The following is a 21,387-nucleotide window of genomic DNA, read 5'->3' on the forward strand; positions in this document are numbered from 1 at the left end:
GCTATTTGCCAAAGATAAAACTGCAGAACTAAACCACTCAATAATGGTCCATCTATACCTTGGATAGTGAGCCTTCTGACTCGCACAGTGGAACTCTGTCCTCATTGCCTATATTTTCACAGTAAGGAATTCGTCGCCGGGAAGTCCCCCTTTTCAAAGGGGGCATGGGGGATTTAACGCTCGGAATTACATCCCACTAACCCCCTTGAACCAAGGGGGAATTGAAACACAGTACCCTTCAGAATGCTTAAGTTGATGACATTGTGCACATTTTCGGCCATGTGTCAAAGAATTGATCCTGGAAAATTAAACAACCCGGCATTCCTAAGCAATCCATTGGGATGAAGACAAACATGAATAGTTGTATAATACGAAAATATAGATCAACCTTGTCTGAGGCCACGAAGCCTTCAGGGTTTTCCATGCTGGAACTGCTGGTTTCCATTTCCATCATGTCCCTGATCATGGTGTTGATTTATGGGGCGTTTTTTCAAATTTCCAATTATTCCATCCAGGTCAAAAACACCCTTCAGGGCAAACAGGAATTGCGATTGCTGATGCGCATTGTTCTGGATGATCTCCAGAGTGTGCAGTTCCTCGAACAGTTTACCACCTTCAACAATCCCTCAGAAACAGTGTATCAGACTGGTATCATTTCAAAACGGGATACCAGGAATGACTACGGGGAAAACAGCAGTATCCATTTCCATGCGGCCATTCCAACCCGATTTTTTCCTGAATACCTGCCGAAAGATCCTCAACTCCATGAAGTTGGTTATTTTTTGCAACTGGAACCTGAAACCGGCGCGTGGTCGTTTAAACGACGTGAGGATTTTTATATTGATGACAATTTGACGGAGGGGGGACGAGAGCATGAACTTTCCCGGAAAATCATTGAATTCCAATTGGAGTTTCTTGAAAAAAGACTGGCTCTGGCCGATGGTTCCATCAAGGAGCAATGGGTGAATGAATGGAATTCAAAAGAAGACAGTAAACAATCCTGCCGCCCGCCCTCGATCAAGGAATCGAAAGCCGATCCGTGTTTGCCGGTAGCGCTGAAACTGTCAATGGCACTGAAAGATGAACAGAATCAGGTCTTTCGGGAAACACTGGAAATCAACCTTCTGGAAGCACTGCAACGATGACATCCGCCAAAATTTCTCAACCGGCACCAACTGAAAACTGGCTACATGCCCTTTGGGTGTTTCCGGGGTTGCTGAAATTCAATCTCCAAACTGTTCAGGGGCAGGACGTTCAGATTAAATTTGCCGGATGGCATAATTCATCCCATGGTCCTGATTTTCATGATGCCTGTGTCGGCATTGGTTCGGATGAATATTTCGGCGCAGTGGAAATGCATCTGGTTTCCTCGGATTGGTATGCGCACCAGCATCATCTGAATCCGGCATACAACAATGTGATTCTTCATGTATGTCTGTATAAGGACAAGGCACAGGCCATTCATTGTCAGTCCGGTGCCGAAATTCCTGAGCTGGTGTTGGCCGATCAGATCGCCATTCCAGGCTCAATGGAGCTTGATCCGTCTGTGATTTTGCCACAATACCATGAATTGCCAGGACGTTGTGGCGCGGTGGCCGCCCACCAGTCTTGTCATCAACTACTTTCCGTTATCGGGCATGCCGCGGAACATCGAATGTCGATCAAATCACAGAAGCTTCTGGAACTTTGGGATACGCATGATCCTGAAGAACTGTTGTTTCAGTCCATTTTCCGAGTTTTGGGTTATCCAAACTATGCGGATGCCTTTCAGGAATTGGGAGCGCTCTATCCCCTGAAATTTCTGTTGCCAATGCTGCGTCAGCCTCAGCGATATACCAGAGCGGAAATCCTCGCACGCTGGTTTGGCACATGCGGTCTGCTTGAAAACCTGCCTGACCGTATTGATGATCCGTCTTTGCGCAAGGAACTCAGTCATTGGCGCCAGATCTGGCAGGAACTTCCTGATAAACCGTCCTATCAGGTATCCCTCAAAAATCCGCAACGTCCTCAAAACTCACCAGAACGGAGGTTGCTCGGCATGTATCATCATCTGTATCGGATTGCGTCAGAAGGGTTGTTGAAATCATGGCTGAAATTGATGGAATCCCTGTCGGATGTCCGGCAGGACAAGCATCTTGGGAAAACCACGTTATCAATGACTCAGGGAATGTTCCCCACACCAGACTGGGAAACATGGGCGGCATTTCTATCCATCGGAAGTGGTCGTGTGTCACAGGGGTTGCAATTAGTAGGTCGAGACCGGTGCCTGTTGTTATGGGCCAATGCGATTGTACCCTTTTTTTTCGTATATTCCCGAAAGGCGCATCTTGATGAAATGGAAAAACTGGTCTATCAGCTATTCATCGCTCTTCCTCCCGAAGCGGATAACCAACACACCCGGTTTATGCAAAAGAGATTGGACTGGCAGTCCCTTGCCGCTAAACCCTTAAAAACACTTGGCGTTCAACAGGGATTGATTCAGATCAGAAGTGATTTTTGCCAAAATTTTTATCAAGGTTGCCAGCAATGCGAATTTCCTGATCTGATAAGGCCCCTGATAGATTGAGCACATGAATTTATGATTTGTGTACGAAAATTATTGAATTGTGACCTTTGGGGATCATGGCTATCATGTGCCACATTTTTATGAAGACATCCATGTTTGCTATGGAACGACAAAAGAATAACTGCCCAAAGTTTTTTAACACACTCCCCTTGCCCAGGTCTGTAGAGACGCGCTATAGCACGTCTCTACGAATGCACGGCAGGAAATGTCTTTTGAAAAGTCTGTAGAGACGCGCTATAGCACGTCTCTACGCATGCACGGCAGGAAATGTCTTTTGAAAAGTTATGGAAGTTGTTTTTTGAGTACTCCGATGGAATGAAAACGGCTCAAATCTATTTTTTCAAATGACCCCTGCTGATGACAACATCAGATTTTATCCATTTTCCGAGACTGATCCATGAATAGTTTTCCTCTCATAAACATTGTTCTTCTGGGGGGCTCGAGCCCAATCGGGCGGGAGTTTTTTAAGGTTGTGGCCACACACACTCAGGGAAATATCAGAATAAACGCACTGACCGATGATCCCGGTGAACTTCCTGAATACCCGTTTATCACGGCGGTGTTGGGGGAGTTGCCGCAGGTTCCAGAAAAGCTGTTTCCGGAAAAACCATTTATTTTGATTAATTTTGGCAATGATTCGGACAAGGAATCCAAACGTCGTGTCAAACTGGAGAATGTATCAGGAACCCAGGCTTTGATGGGTGCTCTTCCAGAGCATGTCATGGGTGTTCTTTATGGCAGTTCAATGTCTGTTTATGGTTCAGGCGCACTGGATGATATTCATGAAAGTGTTCCGGTGAATCCACAAACGCCTGTTGCGGAATCGCTGGCCAAAGCGGAAAAAATAGTTCTTGATAAAATGAAAGACATGAAAAAATGCGCTTTTATTTTAAGGCCTCATCTCATTTTGAATGCTGACGATGAATCTTCTTCGTTGAGAGGCATTTTGAAACTGGCTCAGCGTGGACTCAATCTTAATCAGGGAAAGTCCCAGTTTTCTGTGATAAGCGTTGGTGATTACGCACAAATTATTTTCAGACTGATCCTCCAGATTTTCAAGCGTGATGAGATGGATGCACCCGTACAGCGGGCATTGAATGTTGGTTATAGAGAGGCCTTATCATTACAGCGGATGTTGGCCGTCATTTGTGAAATCTATGAATTATCCATTCCAGAAAATAATATCTCACTTCCCGCATGGTCCATCGAAACATTAAAAATGATTCCGATTCCTCAGATTGGTCGTCTGCTCAGCCATGTGGAGAGCCTTGGTTTTTCAAAAAACGGCAATATTTCTACTCTTGAAGCTGAAATTGGCAGTGACTTGCTGGATCAATCCGCTGAAAACATATTGAGGCAAGTGATCGTAGAAATGAAACAAACGATACTGGAAAACGAAGAATTACCTCTGGAAGAAGAGGATAACGATTGAAATTTTCTCAAAGATTAAAAAAGGGGTTGACATCCTTGCCTGGAAAGTATTCAAAAAATGAGAGAGTATCGTTCAATTTTTTCAAACAATGATGTCCTGGGGCTGGATTGAAAAGAGCAATACATTCACCCCTATGGAAAATGGAGCAATATGGCAAAAATATTGATTGTTGATGATTCTGACAAGATTGTAAACGACCTTGATCACTTCTTTAGAGAACAGGGATTTGAAATTCTCACCGCAGGGGATGGGGAACAGGGGTTGGATATTGTCAGAAACAATCCGGATATTGATTTGGTGATTACCGATATGGCCATGCCCAAAATGGATGGACTGACCATGTCAGAAAAAATTCGGAATGAACTGCAGAACAGCAAAGTGCGAATTCTGGCGTTGACAACGACCTCAGACCGTCATGTGAAAGAACGAAGACATGCTGCGGGAATCACTGTCTGGGGCGTGAAACCCTTTCATGGCGAATCGGCAATTGATGTGATTCATCATTTACTCAAAATGCCGGAACACTCTGCGTCCCGTAAAACAAAACAGTGACACCCCAAAACAAGGATAAGTGCCTGCCAGTGTTTCATATCCCAAAGATTCTAAAAATTCCTTGTTATTTCAATATTCACAACTAGAATGCACTTGCATGACTATTCAGGTACCTGGCATACAGTATCTGCATTGTTAGTTTTATTACTAAAGGAGGTTGTATGAATAAATTGTTGGGTTTGAGTGTGGTTGTCATCCTGTTTTTTCTCATGGGAAGTTGCAGTAAAAGCGCTGACCCCCGTCCCCCCAGTGATCAGGATAATTTGAAGGGACCACAAAATGATCTTCAGCAACAGATGTCAGAAGTGGTGACAAAGCAGGAGGCAAAGAAACAACAGGAGCAGGAGATTGAGCGTAAACAGGAGGAAGTGCGAAAACAGCAAATTGTGGAAGCCAAAAAACAACAGGAATTGCGTGTGCAGGCTTTGCCCAAACCAATCATTGACGCGCCTCTGGACGATGTGAATGTTCCTGATTATGCCTTGAAAACTATCTATTTTGACTTTGATAAAAGCGAACCGGCGCCAGAATACATGGATGTTCTGCAAAAAAACTATTCGTGGATCAAAAACCATCCCGATTTTAAAATCCGGATTGAAGGACATGCGGATGAACGGGGAAGCACAGAATACAATCTGGCCCTTGGTGAAAAAAGAGCACAGAGTATTTTCAGTTATTTACAGGACTTCGGGGTGGACCCGGCGCAATTTTATCTGTTGAGTCTGGGCGAAGAACATCCTGCTGATCCGGGGCATTCCTCAAGTGCCTGGGCCAAAAACCGTCGTGTTGAATTTGTTCGTTAATTTTTTTTATTTCTGATCTGATTTTTCCAATAGCTTGTCATTATGTCCCAATTCTCTCATTTGTTTCAGGAAAAAGGCATATTGACAATGGTTCTGGAAGGTTCACTGATGGGGCAACTGGTATTGGTTGCCCTCATGTTCATGTCATCGCTTTCATGGGCCATCATTGTCTTGAAATGGCTTCAGTTCCGCATTGTGATGCGTGAAAATGAACAATTCACCGGGGTTTTTAACGCACGTCAGGGGTTAGAATCCATTTATCAGCAAACCAAAGAATTTAAAATCTCGCCCTTGGCCAATCTGCTCCGCAGTGCCTACTGGGATTGGCTTCAATTACGCCACAAACTTTCTGAAAGCCAGGTCACTACGACATTGCTCCCCCATTTGCTGGATCACAGCTATTCCCGCATAGAACGCATTATTGAGCAAAATATTGTGATTCAACAATCCTGGCTTGATAGACGTTTGAGCACACTAGCTACCATTTCCAGCGCATCTCCATTTGTGGGTCTGTTTGGCACTGTACTCGGGATCATTGATTCGTTTCAGGATATTGGTGTCACTGGTGTGACCAGTCTGGCCGCGGTCGCTCCGGGGATGTCAGAAGCTCTTGTGGCCACCGCCGCAGGATTGCTGGCGGCCATTCCCGCACTGATTGCTTATAATCATTACAAGCAACAGACACGCCTTCAGGCCAATCAACTCCGTAATTTCAGCATGGATCTTCTAAGTCGAATCGAATGGACCATCTATGAGCATGTCTCCGCAACAGGATAATGATTCCATGAGCGATATCAATATTACACCCTTTGTGGATGTTCTGTTGGTATTGCTGATTATTTTCATGGTGACAGCACCAATTGTCAACCATGTCATTCAGGTGGATCTCCCCAAAGACAAATATCAGGAAGACAAGCATAAACTGCTTGATTCCCCCCTTCGTCTGGTCATCGACCAAGCTGGTGTTTTGTATGTTGGCGAGGAAAAGATTGGCAAGGTGGAGCAAACAGATTTTGAGGAAACTCTTACGAAAAAAATCAGACTATGGGCTAATGATCAGCAAAACCCGGTGGTCGATCTGGAGGCCGATCAGAATATCCGCTATGGCCTGGTTGTGCCGGTGATTGCCCGCCTCAAGGAAATGAACGTGGGTCTCAATCTGGTGATTGTGCCCCTGGCGTCTCCCCAATAAGTTCGTGGACTCTCTCAAAGGGTTATGTTACAACATGCGCGGTGACGTGCCTTGAGCCGTCTTAATTTATTCTCCGATTCATGTGGCCTAAGGCTTGGCTATGGCTTCATGAACGGGGTTTGTGAAGAAATTCTCAAGCCTCCCATTGTGGAAAGGAGATCTTATGATTGATCAGTATCATCGTAATATCAACAAACTCCGTATTTCTGTTACGGAAGCCTGCAATCTTGGTTGTGTTTATTGTGTGGAAAGTCCGACAGTTCACCGTGTCAATCCACAGCAGTTATCCTCCCCGCAGATCCTCAAACTGGTTCAATTGCTGGTACATCATGCCGGTATTGAAACAATCCGAATTACAGGTGGCGAACCTCTGCTTTTCAACAATTTGCCTGAATTGGTTGAGGGCATTGCACAGTTACCGGTCAGCAGCATTGGTCTGACTACCAGCGGACAACAACTCGCATCTAAAGCAAAAATTCTGAAACAGCGTGGCTTGAGTCGTGTCAATGTGAGTATTGATTCTGTGGATCCTGATACTTTCAAAAAACTGACACGGACAGGACATCTGGAAAAAACCATTGATGGGATTCATGCGGCATTGGACGCTGGGTTGAAGGTCAAATTGAACACGGTGGTGATGCGTGGAGAAAACGACGTGGAATTGCTGAACCTGCTGGAATTTGCGTTGAATCTGAAGGTGGAAATTCGCTTTCTGGAACTCATGCGGATGGGGCCCTTGTATCAGAACGACTGTTCAAAATTTGTTTCAATGAATGAAATGCTGACAAACATCCGTCAACGTTATTCATTTGTGTCGGATCAGGGAGAGTCCGATGATACCGCGGTTTATTATAAAACACCGATGGGGCGATTTGGTGTGATTGCCAACGAAAGTGCGCCTTTTTGTAGCCGATGCTCTCGCTTGCGTCTTGCGTCTGATGGAACCTTGTTTGGTTGTCTCAGCCATCCCCTGGGGGTGCCTATCCGGCACTTATTGACTGCCGAGACTCCTGAACCGCTGGTGATGGCGGCAGTTCAGGAAGCAATTTCCGTTAAAAGAACAGTCCATTTTACGGGGTCCCGATTGAGGATGTCACAAATCGGCGGATGATGGACTCAGGATGTTTTTTTTTTATCCTGTTCCAGCATACCGGAAGTCTCGGGATTTTGATCAAGTTCAGTTCCTTCCCGTGTTGATTTTTTGAAATTGCTGATCATTTTACCCACACCTTCACCAATCATTGGCAAGCGTTTGGCGCCAAACAAAATGACGACAATGCTCAAAATGACCAATAATTCCCACATTCCCAAGCCAAACATATTTCTCCTTGAATATTATTGATAAGCTAGAGCTTTCTTGTGAAGGCTCCCTCGTGTTTTCAACGTTCTTCGCACGATTGCCATAGCCTATGTTGCCCCCTCATGAGGTTCAAGTCGAATTATGAGACAGGCCATATTGTTCATCCACAGGGGTACTAATCCGCAATGATCCGAAATATCCTGAAAACTCCTATTGTGAATTGGTCATGTTTTTGCAATTTTAAGTGATAGTCATTTTGAAATGATTTTCTTTATTAAATATAGGAACTATGGTCCAGGATCCAATTGATCTAAATGTTTTTTTTCAGCAATCCAGTGCTAAAAAAAGGGATTTCCCCTTGCTGATCCTGAACAGTATGAACCATCAGGTAGTCTATGCTCACACAGGCAGGGGTACCGGTTACGATAAAATTTTCAGCGTTTTTTTATCCTGGAAGGAACATCCCATATGGGGTGGATTGTTGTCGTCTTTGTCTAATTCCGACAACAAAACGGTGCAAAACTGGCTCGAAATTGTTTCTGATGAGACCTTGGTTGAGTTGATGATGCCCGAAGACATTGTGAAAATGGCACCATCTTTTACCATCACCTGGGAGAATGGACAAAATTATGAGATCCGGTTTGAAGCAATCAGAACCGGCAATATGTATCAGTATGTGATGGTTTGGCTGAAACCTCATGGAGAAACCCAGGAACAAAAACTGGCGGCCGAGATTATTGAACTCATGCGTGAACTCCGGCATCTTCCCAGAGAAATCCTGAAAAATTTAAGAGAATATCTCCCTGAAGCACAGGAAAGCCTGAGCCTCAAGCATTATGAAAAATTTTTCAGGGAACTAACCCTGATTGAACACATTGCCCGAAGTGTTCATGCGGCTAAAGGAACATTTTTCTTTCTCGGACTCACAACCATCGGCGATGTCTGCCATAATGTGGAAAGCCAACTGGAGCAACTGCGAGAAAACTGGGTGCCCGATCATGGAATCCAACCCATCAAAGATGTTTTAAATCAACTATTCTTACTGATTACCCTGACAGAGGGGATTATCACCAGAGTCCAGAATGAAACTACCGACAGTGAAAATGTCGTGATATCAGCGGATGCCTATTATGCGTTGCTGGAAAAATCGTCCCAGATCCAGCTTTCAATTCGTCAAAACCAGTTCAGCATCAGCGGAATTTCTGAACAATTGGCACTTCTACACCAGCAACTGATTGGCCTGGACAGTGTTCCACTGAGCAGCTTGTTTGAAAAACTCCATACCTCTACGTCAAAGCTTACCAAAGAACTGAATAAGTCAGCGGATTTTGTGGCTCATTGTGAGCATGATATTTACATTTCTCACAGGTTGATGGAAAGTTTATGGAACGCGTTTTATCAAATACTGAAAAATTCAATTGATCACGGCATTGAATCCGCAGATGCCCGCCAAAAAATTGGTAAACCTGCTTCTGCCAGGATTGTTTTATCCATCACTCTGTTGCCCGAGGCCTTGATTCTGTGTCTGGAAGATGATGGAAAAGGCATCAACCCTGCGGATATTCTAGCGACCGCTCGTCTCAAACAAATGATTTCTGAACAAGAGGCTGATATTCTTGAAGCAGAACAAAATAAACAAAAAATTTTCGATCTGCTGTTTTTACCCAGATTCACCACACAGAAAAAAGTCACCTCTGTTTCAGGGCGTGGCATGGGAACGAATGTCATCAAGGAAGAAGTTGAGAAATATCGGGGAAGTATCGCCGTTGATTCGATTCCCGGGCAATGGACCAAATTTGTGGTCAGGCTCCCCCTCGAAGGGAATATGATTGTGGTTCATGAACCACAGGAATAGTGAACCAATCAATGCCGCTTAGGAACTTAGCGAACATTCGAAAAATAAAATTGAAAACTTTCCATAAAATCTCTATTGCCCGGCACACGTAGAGACGCACTATAGCACGTATCTACAGACCTGAGAATGGAGATTGGTTGGTTTTAAAACTTCTAATACTTATTCTTTTGCTGTTCCTTAATTCAAAAGCCTTTGTCATGTCTGTATTTTCAGCAGTTTATGCGATTGAAGCTGAGTTTCCAGATGATGATTGAGATAAACCGAGAGAGCCAGATTCAATTCTGACAGATTTTGTGCAGTCGCTTTGACTGTTGATTCCATAGGTTTTACTAATGACGTGATGTGTTTCAGGTAGGACAGAGTGCCTGCTGAAATCCATATAGCCTGATCATTTCCTGTGATGCAGGAGGGACAGCGGACTCCTCCCTCGGACGCGTCCAGTTGATGTTTGTCATGAAAAAAAACAGCAGGAAAAATAGTTGACTGTTTCCATAGTTGTTTGTCACATTTAATACACTGCGAAAGATTGGGGGAAATACCCAGCAATTCCAGCAACCGTATTTCAAACAACAGCTTGATGAGAGATTCGTGTCCCTCTGACTGAAGATCAGAGTAAGATTGCCTCAATAAATCATAATAGATACGGGCTTCGGATTCCGGAAATTTACAGGCCAGAACCAGTTCAGACACATAACAGGCATATAAAAATTTATTATAGTTTTGTCGCAGTCCGGGATAGCTTTCGAGGAGATCACAGTTTTTGATCTGTACCAACTCTCTCGCAGGATGTTCCTGGTAAACAAGTCGCACATGAATGAAAGGTTCGCTGGACGATAAATGTCGTGATTTCAGGGATTTCGCACCAAAAATGAGTCCGCTCTTTTTCCCTGATTCACAGTCGAGAAAGGTAATCAGTTTATCTTTTTCCTTAAAGTCCATTTGTTTGAGAATCAGGCAATTTGATGTTTTCACATTTCACTCCGGGAAGGTAGACTAAAATGCAGCATGAAGACAAATATAAATACCGAGGCATTTCTCTGTACAAAATACGAAACCGCAATGAATTGCGCGTCATCAACTTGCTCCCCAAGATTCTGGATGAATTTGACGGTTATGACCCGGATACCCTGGACATCGAAGATATTTATGCGCTGGTTCTCAACAAGGTGCCACCTCGATATGCCCAGATTGGCAGTATTGTTCTGAGAGAAGAATTGTCCGATGGGAAAATTGAGGAAGCCATCAGAGACGCTGTAAGAACTGTCATGGGCAACCCCAAACATTGATTTTACCGGGTTATAATGATTTTGTCTCCAGCCTGAAGGCCATACTTGACATACACGCCATCTGGTCTGACATCATCAATTGTGACCGGTTGTTTCACGATTTCAGTGTTTTTATAAAGCCGGACATAAGGCATCTGCTGATCATACAGCACTGAATTTACCGGAATCCGAACCAACCCTTTGAGATGATAGTTGAGTGAAATTTGTGCTGTCATCCCGCTACGCAATTTCGATTCCGGATTATCCGCGCCGATAAAAACAGGAAATCTTCGGGTTTGGGTGTTGAGTTCCCAGCCAACACGTATGATTTTTCCAGGGAACTCCATCCCTGGAAAAGCAAGAACCCGAAAACTTACGTCCTGACCTTGTTGAATCACAGAAAATTCCTCTTCTGAAATCCCACTCTCAATTTCCACAGCCTGCATATCCATCAAATGCACCAGAACTTTTCCCGCGGCGACGATCTCATCCTGTGTGACATACAGGTGATTGACAAGGGCTGAAAACGGACTTTGGACGGAGGTGTCCAGAATTGCTTTTTCCCGCAGTTGAATTTCATTCTTTGTCAGCACCACACTCTGTTTTGCCGAATCGAGCCGGATTTGAGCTTTTTTCCATTGCAGTTCCAACTGATCCAATCGCGCTTTGCTGATGGTTCCGTTCTCATAAAGTTGTTTTTCGTCACGGTATTGTTTTTCCGCGTCCTTGAATTGCACATCCGCGTCTTTCAAGGTCAATTGATTGATTTCCAGTTGGGATTTTGCGATATCCAGTTGAAGTCGCTGAGTCTGATTTTCCAGAGTCATGAGCAATTGTCCCTGTTTGACCATCTGGTTTTCTACGATAGCTATCTTTTCAATCACTCCTGCTGTTTTGGCCTGAAACTGAATTTCACGAACAGGTTTGATGGTGCCGACCAACTCCAGTGTTTTGGTTTTTGGAACAGATTCTACGACAAAAATTTCAGATTCAATGCTGAATCCAGGAATTGCAAAACCCAAAATAAAACAACAAAGCATCACAGCTTTTGATCCGTAGTTCATAATCAACCTATTGAGGGATATGTATTAAAATCATTATGGTGTGAACTGATATTTCAGCGATTGTCCTGTGATGAGTCCCAGTTTCCGGGCTTGTCCCGCGCCAATTTCCAGAACCATATTGGCCATGCGTGAGGGTTTATAAACAGGAAGGTCTTGAGCGGAAACAGGTGACGGAACATCGGATTCAATGTGAACAATTTTATGGTTATCCAGCCAGATGATATCAATCGGAAACCTCATGTTTTTCATCCAGAATCCGTGTAATTCTTTCTCTTCAAAAATGAACAGCATCCCTTTGCCCTCAGAAAGGCCCTGACGGAAGCCAAGACCGAGGTGTCTTTTTTCTTCAGTGTCCGCAAGTTCAACATCCAACCTAACGCCTGAAGGCGTTGCGATCTGTGCATGGGCGTATTGAATTGAATTCGGGGATTCCGCATAAGACAACTCCGGTGAGTGTGCCAGCGTCAACAGCAGAATAACCAGGCATAACCAATGTTTCATGCGGAGGCTTCTTCCGCCAGACGGGCCTGTTTTTTTAGATGTTTTTTAACCATTTTCTGCTTGAGAAGAGGCAAATGATCAATAAAGAGGATTCCATCCAGATGATCCATTTCATGTTGTAAACATACAGCTTTCAACTCGTCTGCGTCCATGGTCTGTGGCTTCCCCTCAAGATCCTGATAGGCCACCTTGATTTGACGGAATCGTTGCACTTCAGCACGATACTCCACCACACTCAGGCAACCTTCTTCATAGGTAATGTCTCCTGATTTTTCCTCGATCACAGGATTGATCAGCACATAGGGTTCCCGGGTGCTGGTGTCTTCGTTCCCGCTGTTGATGTCAATCACAATAATCCGTTGCAGGATTCCCACCTGATTTGCCGCAAGCCCTATGCCCTCGGATTCATACATGGTTTCCAGCATGGATTCCGCAAGTTCCCTGAGGGATGTATCAAAGGTGGTGACGGGTTCTGCCACCTGTTTTAACACTTTGTCCGGAAATGTATAAATTTTCATGACTGCCATAATGGTTCCTTACGATAAATTTGAAATGCTGGATGGGATAATTTTAAACCGGAATCATTGTAACTTACATTTTTTTAAAAAATCAACAAAGAATTCCTCCCATGATTTATCCGCGAAGACAGCCATTTCCATAATCCACAGTTTGTCATGCAATGTCTGATACGCCCTCAATTTGACAGCGTCCTTTTCTGTTGTGATCCAATAGTCAGGATGAATCCTGTGATAGTCAGCCTGCAATCGGGCGAGGTCCTCGAACGTATAATGATGGTGGTCAGGAAAAATGTCATGCTGGACCACTTTGCAGTTCCACAATTCCAAACTTCTGGAAACGCCCTGTGGTTGGGCAACCCCGCTCAGAACCATGATTTTTTTCCCGTTCAGTTTGTCCATGGAAAGGGTCTCTCCACTCAATTTGTGGAGGTTTTTTATGCGATATTCAAATTTGAACACAGGGCAGGTGATCCCATGTTTTTTGGTCAATACATGTAAAAGTCTGTCAGCGAATCCCAGATTGCTTTTAGTCACAATGATCGCGTCCGCACGTTTCCAGTGATCCACAGGTTCTCTCAGGGGCCCCATGGGAATCACCCATTCATTATCCAGTCCACGTTCAGCGTCAATCAACAATAAATTGAGGGTTCGTTTCAAGCGCAGGTGTTGATAGCCATCATCCAGAATCAGCAAATCAGGATGATCCCGATTCACCGCGATTTGTGAGAGTTCAACCCGGTTTTTTCCGGCATAAACCGCAACTTCAGGATGGCGTGTTGCCAGCAGAAACGGTTCGTCTCCAATCATTCCCGGACTGGAGGGCAAACCTTCATCCCAGCGGAGTCTCTCATATTCTGAAGTGGATTCCCGTTTGTACCCTCGACTCAACACAACAGGTTTGATTTTTGAGTGGGTCAGAGTTTCCAGCAAATAATCAACAACCGGCGTTTTTCCGGCGCCTCCCACACTGAGATTACCCACCGAGATCACCGGAACTTCAGGTTGCCAGGAGGTCAACAGGTTCTTTTGATATAAAAAAACTCTAAGTCGTACCAGCGCTTCATACAGAAGGGCCAGAGGCAGAAGCAGAAACCGCCATTTTGAGGAAAAAGGCATAATAATCAGGAAATCAAGCGGTATGATATTTCATTTTCAGGAGGAAGACCTGTTCAAAAGCACAGTCTTATTTTTTCTGTGGTTTGGACGGTATCGTTTTGTTACCGGAACCCGCTTTAGTGGTTGGTTTGAGTCGTGTTTTCTTTTTCACTGTTGGTTTGGTGGCCGTCGCGGACTTGACAGCAGCCTCTTTCACGGGACGCAGGGATGCCTCAGACGTGATGTCGCTTACCAGAAAATTTTCCTGGGACTTGTTTGCCGGAAGTCGTTGCAGAACCGGCGCATCAACAGGCACTGATATTCCACGTTTTTTACGTTCTTCCAGAGCCAGCATGGTGACCTTGTAAATATCTTCATCGGAATAAACCCCGTTCACACCTGATATGGCGGCCAGTTTCATTCCATGTTTGAGCCCCAGGCGATAAATCTCGCGGACTTTTTCCCATTCAATTTCACGGCCAATGGTGAACACTTCATACCGTTCTTCCAGTGCCAGAACAATGGTTTCCGCCAGACAGGCATAGGCCACTCCGGGAGGAAGACCAATATCACGCATCTGGACATTGCCCGGCAACAGAATTTCACCGGATTCAATCACCAGCACATCAGGTCTTTTGGCAACTTCACTGGGTGGTAGATCCAGCGGTCGCGCGACATCCGTAATGACACATCCGGGTTTCACTTTCATGATATCCAGAACTTTTTTCCCGGCTCCTGACGTGGTGGTCACAATGATATCCATATCGGCCAGATATTCATCACCTTTGGTCGAAATGATAACCCGGGCTCCCGGTGTTTCCTGTTCAATAGATTTTTTAAGTTCAAGCAGTTTGTCGGGCCTGGGGGCTACAATATAAATTTCTTCTGCCGCTTTGGCCAACAAACGGGCCGACACCGCCCCGATGGATCCTGTCGCACCGACAACCATGGCTTTGATGGGAAGTTTTTTATCAGGCTCCACTTTAATCAGTCCCATTCTTCTCACCGCGTCACTGGCGGCCCAGAGCGCACCGGACGCACTGTAGCTGTTGCCTGAGGTGATGGGAATATTCGCCCGCTTGGAAACGGTAACACCGGCATCGCCCACAACCTTGGTGAAGGCGCCAAGTCCCATGATGGACGCACCCAATCTTTCAGCCATTTTTGCGGCCGCCAGCAATCGGCGATAGGTGAATTCCGGACTTCTGGCCAGCATTTCTTTCGGGGTTCCACCGACTGTGATCAGCCATCCTTCAGCTTCCACACCATGTGGCGAGGTGACACCTTTGATGGTGGAATAGATAAAGGGAGGCGAATAGGCCATGGCAGATTCCACGGCATCCATGAATTTGGAAGGGGCAACCTTGGCCAGCATCCCGACAGGCTTCACTTTTTTGAAATATTCCTGAGACAGCGGATGAATGACAAACGCGAAACGATTGATCTTTTTTTCTGAACCCGAGGGATAGATACGACGTGGTTCCATGCCGTAATCCCGGATGATATCCAGGTAGTTTTCATTGGTGACTTCTCCCGGTTTTTTCCCGTAAGCCACATGGATCATGGCGTCCAGGACATTCATTCCCACAACACGTTCAAAAATCTGCGGGGAAACATCAATTGCCAGATTGACTCCTTTGGATTTCAACAGTTCGATTCTGGCGCGTGACAGTGTGGAGGTGATCACCGTTTTTCCACCAAGTTCTTCCAGCGAATATTTTTCAAGATAATGAAATGGTCCGACAATCACAGTCGCGTTTTGCACGGCTTTTTTCAAAATGAAATGGTTCCATTGTTTGAGCACCGCGATTGAGGGCGCAAGCACCTTGCTGGGAGCCCACTTGAGAATTTCGTGACTGCCGCTGGCATATAATTCCAGTCCGCTCAAAGATGTCAGGATTTTGGGAATACCGAGTTGAAGCAAAGGATCAGCAAAGGAGATGTTGGGCGTGAATTCTGAAATAACCGTGGCCATTTCATAATTGGTCATGCCTGAAAGAAACAGCACCTTGGCGTTGTTAAAAAATTTCCCAAGTTCAATCTGGGTATGGCGTACAGCCCATTTCTGCAGAATACTGCGCAGGGTGGCTCCGGTGGTGACCGGAATTCTTGTAACCAGATTTTCCAGGCGTTCCGTACTTTTCTGGATATACCGTCGGGTGCCGATGAGATAATGCTCACGGACCATGCCCAGTCCAATGGCATCGGCCTTGTTTTCCCACTCTCTCAACAAATGCGCGGCTTCGGCTTCATTATGATCAGTGCCGAAACGGCGAACGTGGAATTGCTGACCCAGAAATTCGGTTTCAAATTCATAGTTGCTACTGCGTGACCCCAAACTGATGCTGACGATTTCTTTCATAGTGCCTTTAAACCTGAAGTACGAGACCTTCATAACCCCACATGATCTCTACCGGGGAGATATCAGGGTTTTCATGTTTATACGTTCTGAGTTGCCGGTCATAATATTGTCGGGTGATTTGTTCCTGTTGATACAGATGCTCATCATCTGATTGTGGATCATGATGCACGATGACCAGTTTTTTGATTGCTTCCCGCAAACACAGGTCCACGCCAACATGCGCGGTACAATGTCCCCAGTCGATTTTTCTCAGCACCTCGGACATGGTGTATTGCCCATCAAACAGTATCATGTCCAGATTCTGATAATATTCCAGATCTTTGCCCAGATCCTGGCGGCTCATGCGTTTGAATTCAGCGTCAAAGCAGATGACAACGCGTTTGTCGCCTTCCTGGATATGGTATCCGAAGGCTTCATTGGGATGATCCAGTTGAAACGGGGTGATTTCCAGACCACATAGCTGGAGCGGTTTATATTTTTCTACATGGTGAAAATGATGGGTTGACGGCAAAAATTCATAGGGAACCGGAAAGTAGGGGGCCTTGAATAAATCTCTGATACCATTCTGGAAGGAATTGTGGGGCGAATAAAAATTTAGAATCCTGCCTTCCATATAGATCGGAATAAAGAATGGCAGGCCACAGGTATGATCCCAGTGGTAGTGTGTCTGGAAGATATGAAATTCCTTTTCGGTTTTATGATATTTCACACCATAATTTCGAATGCCTGATCCGGAATCAAATAAAACAGAACCTGATTCGGTGCGCACCTCGATACACATGGTTGACGATCCATACGTCCCTTTCTGATGCAGTGGCAGATCATTCATGAAGGTTTTGATGTCTTCCTTTTTTGAATACCCACGCTCCAGAAACAGTTCCAGAGCCTGTTCAATTTTACCTTCCATCTCGTTTGCGCTGATCCCTGACGGCAGGGAACCTCTGACACCATACAAGGTTATTCGCATATCAACTCTTCTGTTTTTTCAAAATGTCTTCTAAACTCCAGGTATCCACACTGCAACTGTCACCACAATGCGGACACGCAATATCAGCCGGATTTTCTGAAAGCGGGATGGTCATATTGATTCTGATTTCAAACTCTTCTTCACAATGGTCACACCAGACAGGGACATAACAGGATTCAATGAAACAGCCATAACCCAACTCCTCAATCTGGGACAGAACTTCGGTGAAAATCATGGAACACTCGGACAATACCACCTTGGTTTCCCACTGTAGATCTCGCAAAAGATTGAACCATTCACGGATCCCCATCGAATTGATACGTTTGATCTCTTTCAGATGGATACGCAACGGCAAATGGCGCCTTTCCTGAATTTCGGACAGCAATTCCTTATAGGTGAATTCCTCGTTGATGATTCCCTTCAGGTGAATAACCGTGTTGTCAGGATTCTTTTCAACACTCCACTGGAGTAAGTCGTTTCTGATTACATTCATAAGTGTCACTTGGCGGATGGTCCCGGTAAAAAAAGTCCTTTTCAGTTATTTAGACAATTTGGAAGGGTGAATACAAGTAAAGATTTTGTTTTTTTCATATTCAAGATTCATACTATTTGCGTGAAAACGATTTATATTTTATTTTTTTCCTGTTTTTTCGAAATCAGGCAGAGTCGTTCGTTCCGTATCAGATACAAGCGTGGGTGTCACAAACACCAGAATATGATCAAAACGGTTGCTGGTGTTGCTGCTCTGAAACATCCAGCCGATCAATGGAATTTCACGTAAAAACGGAATTCCTGACTCTGAGTATCCTTCCCGATCGCGTATCAGGCCACCCAGCAGAAACGGGTTCCCATTCCTCACAATCACATTGCCCTGAGCACGCTGGCTGTTGATCTGTGGAATTCCGTCTGTAGTGGCTTCATTGACTGGACTGCTGGTTTCAGCAAAAACATTCATTCCAATGAAGTCCTCCGGTTTTCCAGCCTGGACATCCGTGATCAGGCGTGGGGTAACTCTGAGCGTGACACCGGTTTTGATTTCTTTCAACTCACTGCGGGTTTCATGCACAATTTTGATATTGAGGATAAACCCGCTATGCATCTCTGCTTCCGTATTGTTCATGGTCGTCACCACCGGACGTGACAGAACCCGTCCTTTGCCCTCGGTTTCAAGCAACCGCAACAGGGTATCGACCCGAAACGCCTGTGTGGTTTGTATGGGGCCTGCCACAAAACCGGCGGTGAATGGGCCATCGGCATTGATGTTGGGTTGTGTACTGCCTGCGGGAACACCCTGTCCGCTGAATTGAAGTCCAATGTCCCGGGCATAGCTTTCAGTGGTCTCGAAAATATGCGCCTCAATTTTGATTTGCGGACTCGGCACATCCCAAATCTGGATCAATTGTCTGGCCATCTGGATTTGTTCCGGTTCCGCCTGAAGGATCAACGCGTTGGTGACCAGATCGGGTACAACCTGTGCGGCAGGCATGTTTTTGCCTTCAAAATAATGTTTCAACAAGGATTCCAGAGTTTTTTCCGTACCGGGAATCTGCATGTGCTGGCCATCACTGGCTACAGATTTATCGCCCACTCTGAGATAACGCAGCGGAACACGCTCAAACACCTGGTTTCCTGAAAGGTTCATGGTTTGATAGGTTTGATCCAGTTCACCCAACAGTTGCTTGACGGTTTGAACCGCGTTTTTTTCTCCATACAAAGTCACCAGCAACGGGCCTTTTTCTCTTTTTTGCTGAAGATCCTTGTTCCATGAAATGGAGACCTGATTGTACAACACAGGATTATGGGTGAAGAGTGGTTTCAGATGATGTTGAATGCGATCTTCGGGCAACGCACGCAAGAGAATGGTTTCAGAATGTGAAAATTCGGCACCTGCCTGTTTTGCGACCGGGACTGAACCTGGCTGATCAAATTCCTTAATCCATTGCGCGACTTGTGTGACACGCTCTTCCAGTCCTTTGAGCAAAACCATTCTGTCAGTGGGATAAACCACTTCCATCAAGTCCCCGATATGGAATTGAGATTGGGTTTTCTCAAAAAAATCCTGCACCTGAAGGGTGTTGACATGCTCCAGATTCAACGACTTCACGACAATTCGAGCTTGATCCACCAGTTGTACCATGTGCCGATCCGCATGATACTCAACAAACCATTCAAATTGTTTTGCCAGGGAAAACAAGGCTTCTTCCACCGATGGAAAACTGAGGTTGTTTCTGATTTTCCGGGTTGCGGCTTTCTCACGTTCATAACGTATTTCAATCTCTCCCCGTTTTTCCAGTTCATCCAACACGACATCCATCCCGGTTTCCTGACTGGCAATCCATTTCTGATAAGGCTGATAGCGCCAGAGCTGAGACCTTGGCAACACAAAACTGCCGTTGGCTGTGACGATAAAGTGCAGATCATGGACATGAAGCAGAAATTCAAAACCAGACTGCGGATCCACTGCCGACATGTTCTGGATTCTATTTTTGCCAATCACCGCGGGATGAATTTGTACGGAGGCAGGATTGGTAGCCCAGGATTCCAGATAGGCCTTGATCACTTCAGGCAAGGAGGATTCAGGAACATCAGGATATTGAAATTGAATAGGCTCATTGGACTTCCATCTCAAAGCTGTTGTTTCCTGACGAGGCTGTGCCAGGATAATGCCCGATGTGAACAAGCCTATTATAATTCCCAGCCACAGTCGTTTCATGCGGAATCCAGTCCAATTAGTGGTTTAAATTCGGCAGAGTCCTCATCTGAAATTCATGCCGGATTCAATCATCTTGATCATCTCTTGAAAAAAGCCTTACAAAATGGATTCTGATCTGTCAACTGTTCATCAGCATTAAATATTGAGGCAAAGTAAAAATTGATAAAAATGAGTTGTAAAAAATGGAACGGTTACGAACGGGACATTCGTAACCAGAAAGTTTTCCCTGTTATTTAAGGATTCACTTGAAACATTGGCTATTTTTCAGTGGCATCATTGCTGGAATCATGTTGATCACTGGATGTGGTACTTCCACAACCGGAGAAGGGCCACCTGTTTCCGGAATGAAAAGGGAATCGTCTGCCGTTGAAACCATACCACCGGAAAAGCCTGTTCCTTCTTCACCATCATCCCGGATAGAACCAGCTCCGACAACACAACCAGCAGAAAAAGCAACGCCTGCGCCCAGACAGTCGGCTTCAGGGGTGGCCATGGCGGTGACACAACTTCTGGAGCGGGCACGAGCACAGTTGGCACATGGCGAACTGGATCCGGCATCGGCGACAGTTGAACGCGCCGTGAGGCTGGATCCACACCATGCGGAGGGGTGGGCCCTGCTGGCCGTGATTCGGGCCAGACAGGAAAAATATGAGGAAGCACTCGCCTTTGCGCAAAAATCCAATATTTTCGCGGGAGATAATGAAGCCTTACGTAAACAGAATGATGAATTGATGGCGCACATTCGTTCTGAGAAAGCCGGGGCGTCTCATTAGGAACGGCAAAAGAAATCTTTCAAAAAACAATTCCTTGAACAGTCCATTTGTGATACAACCATTAAAATTCTCAGTTGAGAATAGCCGGGCGTAGCAACTCATGATGTGTCCTTGCGCTGAACTGTATCAAGTCTCTGAATTGACATTTTTCCCCCAAGGTGAGGTTCAAGGCTGTTAAGTTAAGCACTGTGAAGGCACTTGCAGCAATTCCCCCTTGGTTTAAGGGGGTTCGGGTAATGATATTCTGAGCGCTAAATCCCCCATGCCCCCTTTGAAAAGGGGGATTTTCTCGCAGGTAATTTCTTACTGTGAAAATATAGGCAATGAGGACAGAGTTCCACTGTGCGAGTCAGAAGGCTCACTATCCAAGGTATAGATGGACCATTATTGAGTGGTTTAGTTCTGCAGTTTTATCTTTGGCAAATAGCC

20 protein-coding genes, 1 pseudogene and 1 riboswitch are annotated in these 21,387 nt (G+C 45.3%); of the genes and pseudogenes, 11 read left to right on the forward strand and 10 right to left on the reverse strand.

Annotated elements, in window-relative coordinates:
- Positions 1-353: 353 nt before the first annotated feature.
- The 8 genes from HQM11_19990 (at position 354) to moaA (ending at position 7,656) form a co-directional block, all read left to right on the forward strand.
- Positions 354-1,145, forward strand: a complete 792-nt coding sequence (locus HQM11_19990; GenBank protein MBF0353319.1) for a type II secretion system protein — start codon at positions 354-356, stop codon at positions 1,143-1,145.
- Positions 1,142-2,566 carry a DUF2851 family protein gene (locus HQM11_19995; protein MBF0353320.1) on the forward strand — a complete coding sequence of 475 codons (1,425 nt, stop codon included), beginning with the start codon at positions 1,142-1,144 and terminating at the stop codon, positions 2,564-2,566. The genes HQM11_19990 and HQM11_19995 overlap by 4 nt, the downstream gene beginning before the upstream one ends.
- 397 nt (positions 2,567-2,963) lie before the next feature.
- Positions 2,964-3,998 (forward strand): NAD-dependent epimerase/dehydratase family protein, encoded by a 1,035-nt coding sequence (locus HQM11_20000; protein ID MBF0353321.1) that lies wholly within the window; start codon positions 2,964-2,966, stop codon positions 3,996-3,998.
- A gap of 150 nt (positions 3,999-4,148) precedes the next feature.
- On the forward strand, positions 4,149-4,550 hold the full coding sequence (locus HQM11_20005) for a response regulator (protein MBF0353322.1): 402 nt from the start codon (positions 4,149-4,151) through the stop codon (positions 4,548-4,550).
- Between the two features lie 296 nt (positions 4,551-4,846).
- On the forward strand, positions 4,847-5,353 hold the full coding sequence (locus HQM11_20010) for an OmpA family protein (GenBank protein ID MBF0353323.1): 507 nt from the start codon (positions 4,847-4,849) through the stop codon (positions 5,351-5,353).
- Positions 5,354-5,395: 42 nt separating this feature from the next.
- Entirely contained in the window at positions 5,396-6,130 is a 735-nt protein-coding gene (locus tag HQM11_20015; GenBank protein ID MBF0353324.1) for a MotA/TolQ/ExbB proton channel family protein, read from the forward strand.
- Positions 6,111-6,545 carry a biopolymer transporter ExbD gene (locus HQM11_20020; protein ID MBF0353325.1) on the forward strand — a complete coding sequence of 145 codons (435 nt, stop codon included), beginning with the start codon at positions 6,111-6,113 and terminating at the stop codon, positions 6,543-6,545. The genes HQM11_20015 and HQM11_20020 overlap by 20 nt, the downstream gene beginning before the upstream one ends.
- A gap of 59 nt (positions 6,546-6,604) precedes the next feature.
- Positions 6,605-6,719: riboswitch (molybdenum cofactor riboswitch) on the forward strand.
- A complete protein-coding gene (gene moaA / locus HQM11_20025) occupies positions 6,709-7,656 on the forward strand; it encodes a GTP 3',8-cyclase MoaA (GenBank protein ID MBF0353326.1) in 948 nt (315 codons plus the stop codon). Its footprint overlaps the riboswitch before it by 11 nt.
- A gap of 5 nt (positions 7,657-7,661) precedes the next feature.
- On the opposite strand, the gene HQM11_20030 is transcribed toward moaA, so the two are convergent.
- Positions 7,662-7,865 carry a twin-arginine translocase TatA/TatE family subunit gene (locus HQM11_20030; protein MBF0353327.1) on the reverse strand — a complete coding sequence of 68 codons (204 nt, stop codon included), beginning with the start codon at positions 7,863-7,865 and terminating at the stop codon, positions 7,662-7,664.
- A gap of 269 nt (positions 7,866-8,134) precedes the next feature.
- Between HQM11_20030 and HQM11_20035 the strand changes: the two genes are divergently transcribed.
- Positions 8,135-9,700 carry an Hpt domain-containing protein gene (locus HQM11_20035; protein ID MBF0353328.1) on the forward strand — a complete coding sequence of 522 codons (1,566 nt, stop codon included), beginning with the start codon at positions 8,135-8,137 and terminating at the stop codon, positions 9,698-9,700.
- Between the two features lie 195 nt (positions 9,701-9,895).
- Here the strand turns inward: HQM11_20035 and recO are convergent, their stop codons facing one another.
- Entirely contained in the window at positions 9,896-10,672 is a 777-nt protein-coding gene (gene recO / locus HQM11_20040; protein ID MBF0353329.1) for a DNA repair protein RecO, read from the reverse strand.
- A gap of 26 nt (positions 10,673-10,698) precedes the next feature.
- Between recO and HQM11_20045 the strand changes: the two genes are divergently transcribed.
- Positions 10,699-10,986: a late competence development ComFB family protein gene (locus HQM11_20045; GenBank protein MBF0353330.1), complete on the forward strand. Its 288-nt coding sequence runs from the start codon at positions 10,699-10,701 to the stop codon at positions 10,984-10,986.
- A gap of 2 nt (positions 10,987-10,988) precedes the next feature.
- On the opposite strand, the gene HQM11_20050 is transcribed toward HQM11_20045, so the two are convergent.
- The 8 genes and pseudogenes from HQM11_20050 to HQM11_20085 all read right to left on the reverse strand — a co-directional run bounded on the left by HQM11_20050 (position 10,989) and on the right by HQM11_20085 (position 20,185).
- Complete coding sequence (locus tag HQM11_20050) at positions 10,989-12,029, reverse strand: efflux RND transporter periplasmic adaptor subunit (protein ID MBF0353331.1); 1,041 nt, start codon at positions 12,027-12,029, stop codon at positions 10,989-10,991.
- Between the two features lie 33 nt (positions 12,030-12,062).
- Positions 12,063-12,530 (reverse strand): DUF192 domain-containing protein, encoded by a 468-nt coding sequence (locus tag HQM11_20055; protein ID MBF0353332.1) that lies wholly within the window; start codon positions 12,528-12,530, stop codon positions 12,063-12,065.
- Complete coding sequence (locus HQM11_20060) at positions 12,527-13,057, reverse strand: peptide deformylase (GenBank protein MBF0353333.1); 531 nt, start codon at positions 13,055-13,057, stop codon at positions 12,527-12,529. The genes HQM11_20055 and HQM11_20060 overlap by 4 nt, the downstream gene beginning before the upstream one ends.
- A gap of 54 nt (positions 13,058-13,111) precedes the next feature.
- On the reverse strand, positions 13,112-14,164 hold the full coding sequence (gene lpxK, locus HQM11_20065; protein MBF0353334.1) for a tetraacyldisaccharide 4'-kinase: 1,053 nt from the start codon (positions 14,162-14,164) through the stop codon (positions 13,112-13,114).
- A 325-nt stretch (positions 14,165-14,489) separates the two neighbouring features.
- A pseudogene (locus HQM11_20070) lies at positions 14,490-16,505 on the reverse strand (dehydrogenase).
- 7 nt (positions 16,506-16,512) lie between these two features.
- The gene (locus HQM11_20075) at positions 16,513-17,472 is read right to left on the reverse strand and encodes an MBL fold metallo-hydrolase (protein MBF0353335.1); all 960 of its coding nucleotides are present in this window, start codon (positions 17,470-17,472) and stop codon (positions 16,513-16,515) included.
- A gap of 1 nt (position 17,473) precedes the next feature.
- Positions 17,474-17,965 carry a hypothetical protein gene (locus HQM11_20080; GenBank protein MBF0353336.1) on the reverse strand — a complete coding sequence of 164 codons (492 nt, stop codon included), beginning with the start codon at positions 17,963-17,965 and terminating at the stop codon, positions 17,474-17,476.
- Between the two features lie 138 nt (positions 17,966-18,103).
- The gene (locus HQM11_20085; GenBank protein MBF0353337.1) at positions 18,104-20,185 is read right to left on the reverse strand and encodes a hypothetical protein; all 2,082 of its coding nucleotides are present in this window, start codon (positions 20,183-20,185) and stop codon (positions 18,104-18,106) included.
- 245 nt (positions 20,186-20,430) lie between these two features.
- On the opposite strand from HQM11_20085, the gene HQM11_20090 reads away from it, so the two are divergent.
- Positions 20,431-20,958: a hypothetical protein gene (locus HQM11_20090; protein ID MBF0353338.1), complete on the forward strand. Its 528-nt coding sequence runs from the start codon at positions 20,431-20,433 to the stop codon at positions 20,956-20,958.
- The last annotated feature ends 429 nt before the right edge of the window (positions 20,959-21,387 follow it).

It is taken from the genome of SAR324 cluster bacterium, from assembly GCA_015232315.1.
Classification (GTDB): Bacteria; SAR324; SAR324; order SAR324; family NAC60-12; genus JADFZZ01.

Excerpts from the sequence above, each read along its gene's own strand:
- HQM11_19990 (MBF0353319.1), top strand. The coding sequence starts at position 354 with ATGAATAGTTGTATAATACGAAAATATAGATCAACCTTGTCTGAGGCC.
- HQM11_19995 (MBF0353320.1), top strand. The coding sequence starts at position 1,142 with ATGACATCCGCCAAAATTTCTCAACCGGCACCAACTGAAAACTGGCTA.
- HQM11_20000 (MBF0353321.1), top strand. The coding sequence starts at position 2,964 with ATGAATAGTTTTCCTCTCATAAACATTGTTCTTCTGGGGGGCTCGAGC.
- HQM11_20005 (MBF0353322.1), top strand. The coding sequence starts at position 4,149 with ATGGCAAAAATATTGATTGTTGATGATTCTGACAAGATTGTAAACGAC.
- HQM11_20010 (MBF0353323.1), top strand. The coding sequence starts at position 4,847 with ATGTCAGAAGTGGTGACAAAGCAGGAGGCAAAGAAACAACAGGAGCAG.
- HQM11_20015 (MBF0353324.1), top strand. The coding sequence starts at position 5,396 with ATGTCCCAATTCTCTCATTTGTTTCAGGAAAAAGGCATATTGACAATG.
- HQM11_20020 (MBF0353325.1), top strand. The coding sequence starts at position 6,111 with ATGTCTCCGCAACAGGATAATGATTCCATGAGCGATATCAATATTACA.
- moaA (MBF0353326.1), top strand. The coding sequence starts at position 6,709 with ATGATTGATCAGTATCATCGTAATATCAACAAACTCCGTATTTCTGTT.
- HQM11_20030 (MBF0353327.1), bottom strand. The coding sequence starts at position 7,865 with ATGTTTGGCTTGGGAATGTGGGAATTATTGGTCATTTTGAGCATTGTC.
- HQM11_20035 (MBF0353328.1), top strand. The coding sequence starts at position 8,135 with ATGGTCCAGGATCCAATTGATCTAAATGTTTTTTTTCAGCAATCCAGT.
- HQM11_20045 (MBF0353330.1), top strand. The coding sequence starts at position 10,699 with ATGCAGCATGAAGACAAATATAAATACCGAGGCATTTCTCTGTACAAA.
- HQM11_20050 (MBF0353331.1), bottom strand. The coding sequence starts at position 12,029 with ATGAACTACGGATCAAAAGCTGTGATGCTTTGTTGTTTTATTTTGGGT.
- HQM11_20055 (MBF0353332.1), bottom strand. The coding sequence starts at position 12,530 with ATGAAACATTGGTTATGCCTGGTTATTCTGCTGTTGACGCTGGCACAC.
- HQM11_20060 (MBF0353333.1), bottom strand. The coding sequence starts at position 13,057 with ATGGCAGTCATGAAAATTTATACATTTCCGGACAAAGTGTTAAAACAG.
- lpxK (MBF0353334.1), bottom strand. The coding sequence starts at position 14,164 with ATGCCTTTTTCCTCAAAATGGCGGTTTCTGCTTCTGCCTCTGGCCCTT.
- HQM11_20075 (MBF0353335.1), bottom strand. The coding sequence starts at position 17,472 with ATGCGAATAACCTTGTATGGTGTCAGAGGTTCCCTGCCGTCAGGGATC.
- HQM11_20080 (MBF0353336.1), bottom strand. The coding sequence starts at position 17,965 with ATGAATGTAATCAGAAACGACTTACTCCAGTGGAGTGTTGAAAAGAAT.
- HQM11_20085 (MBF0353337.1), bottom strand. The coding sequence starts at position 20,185 with ATGAAACGACTGTGGCTGGGAATTATAATAGGCTTGTTCACATCGGGC.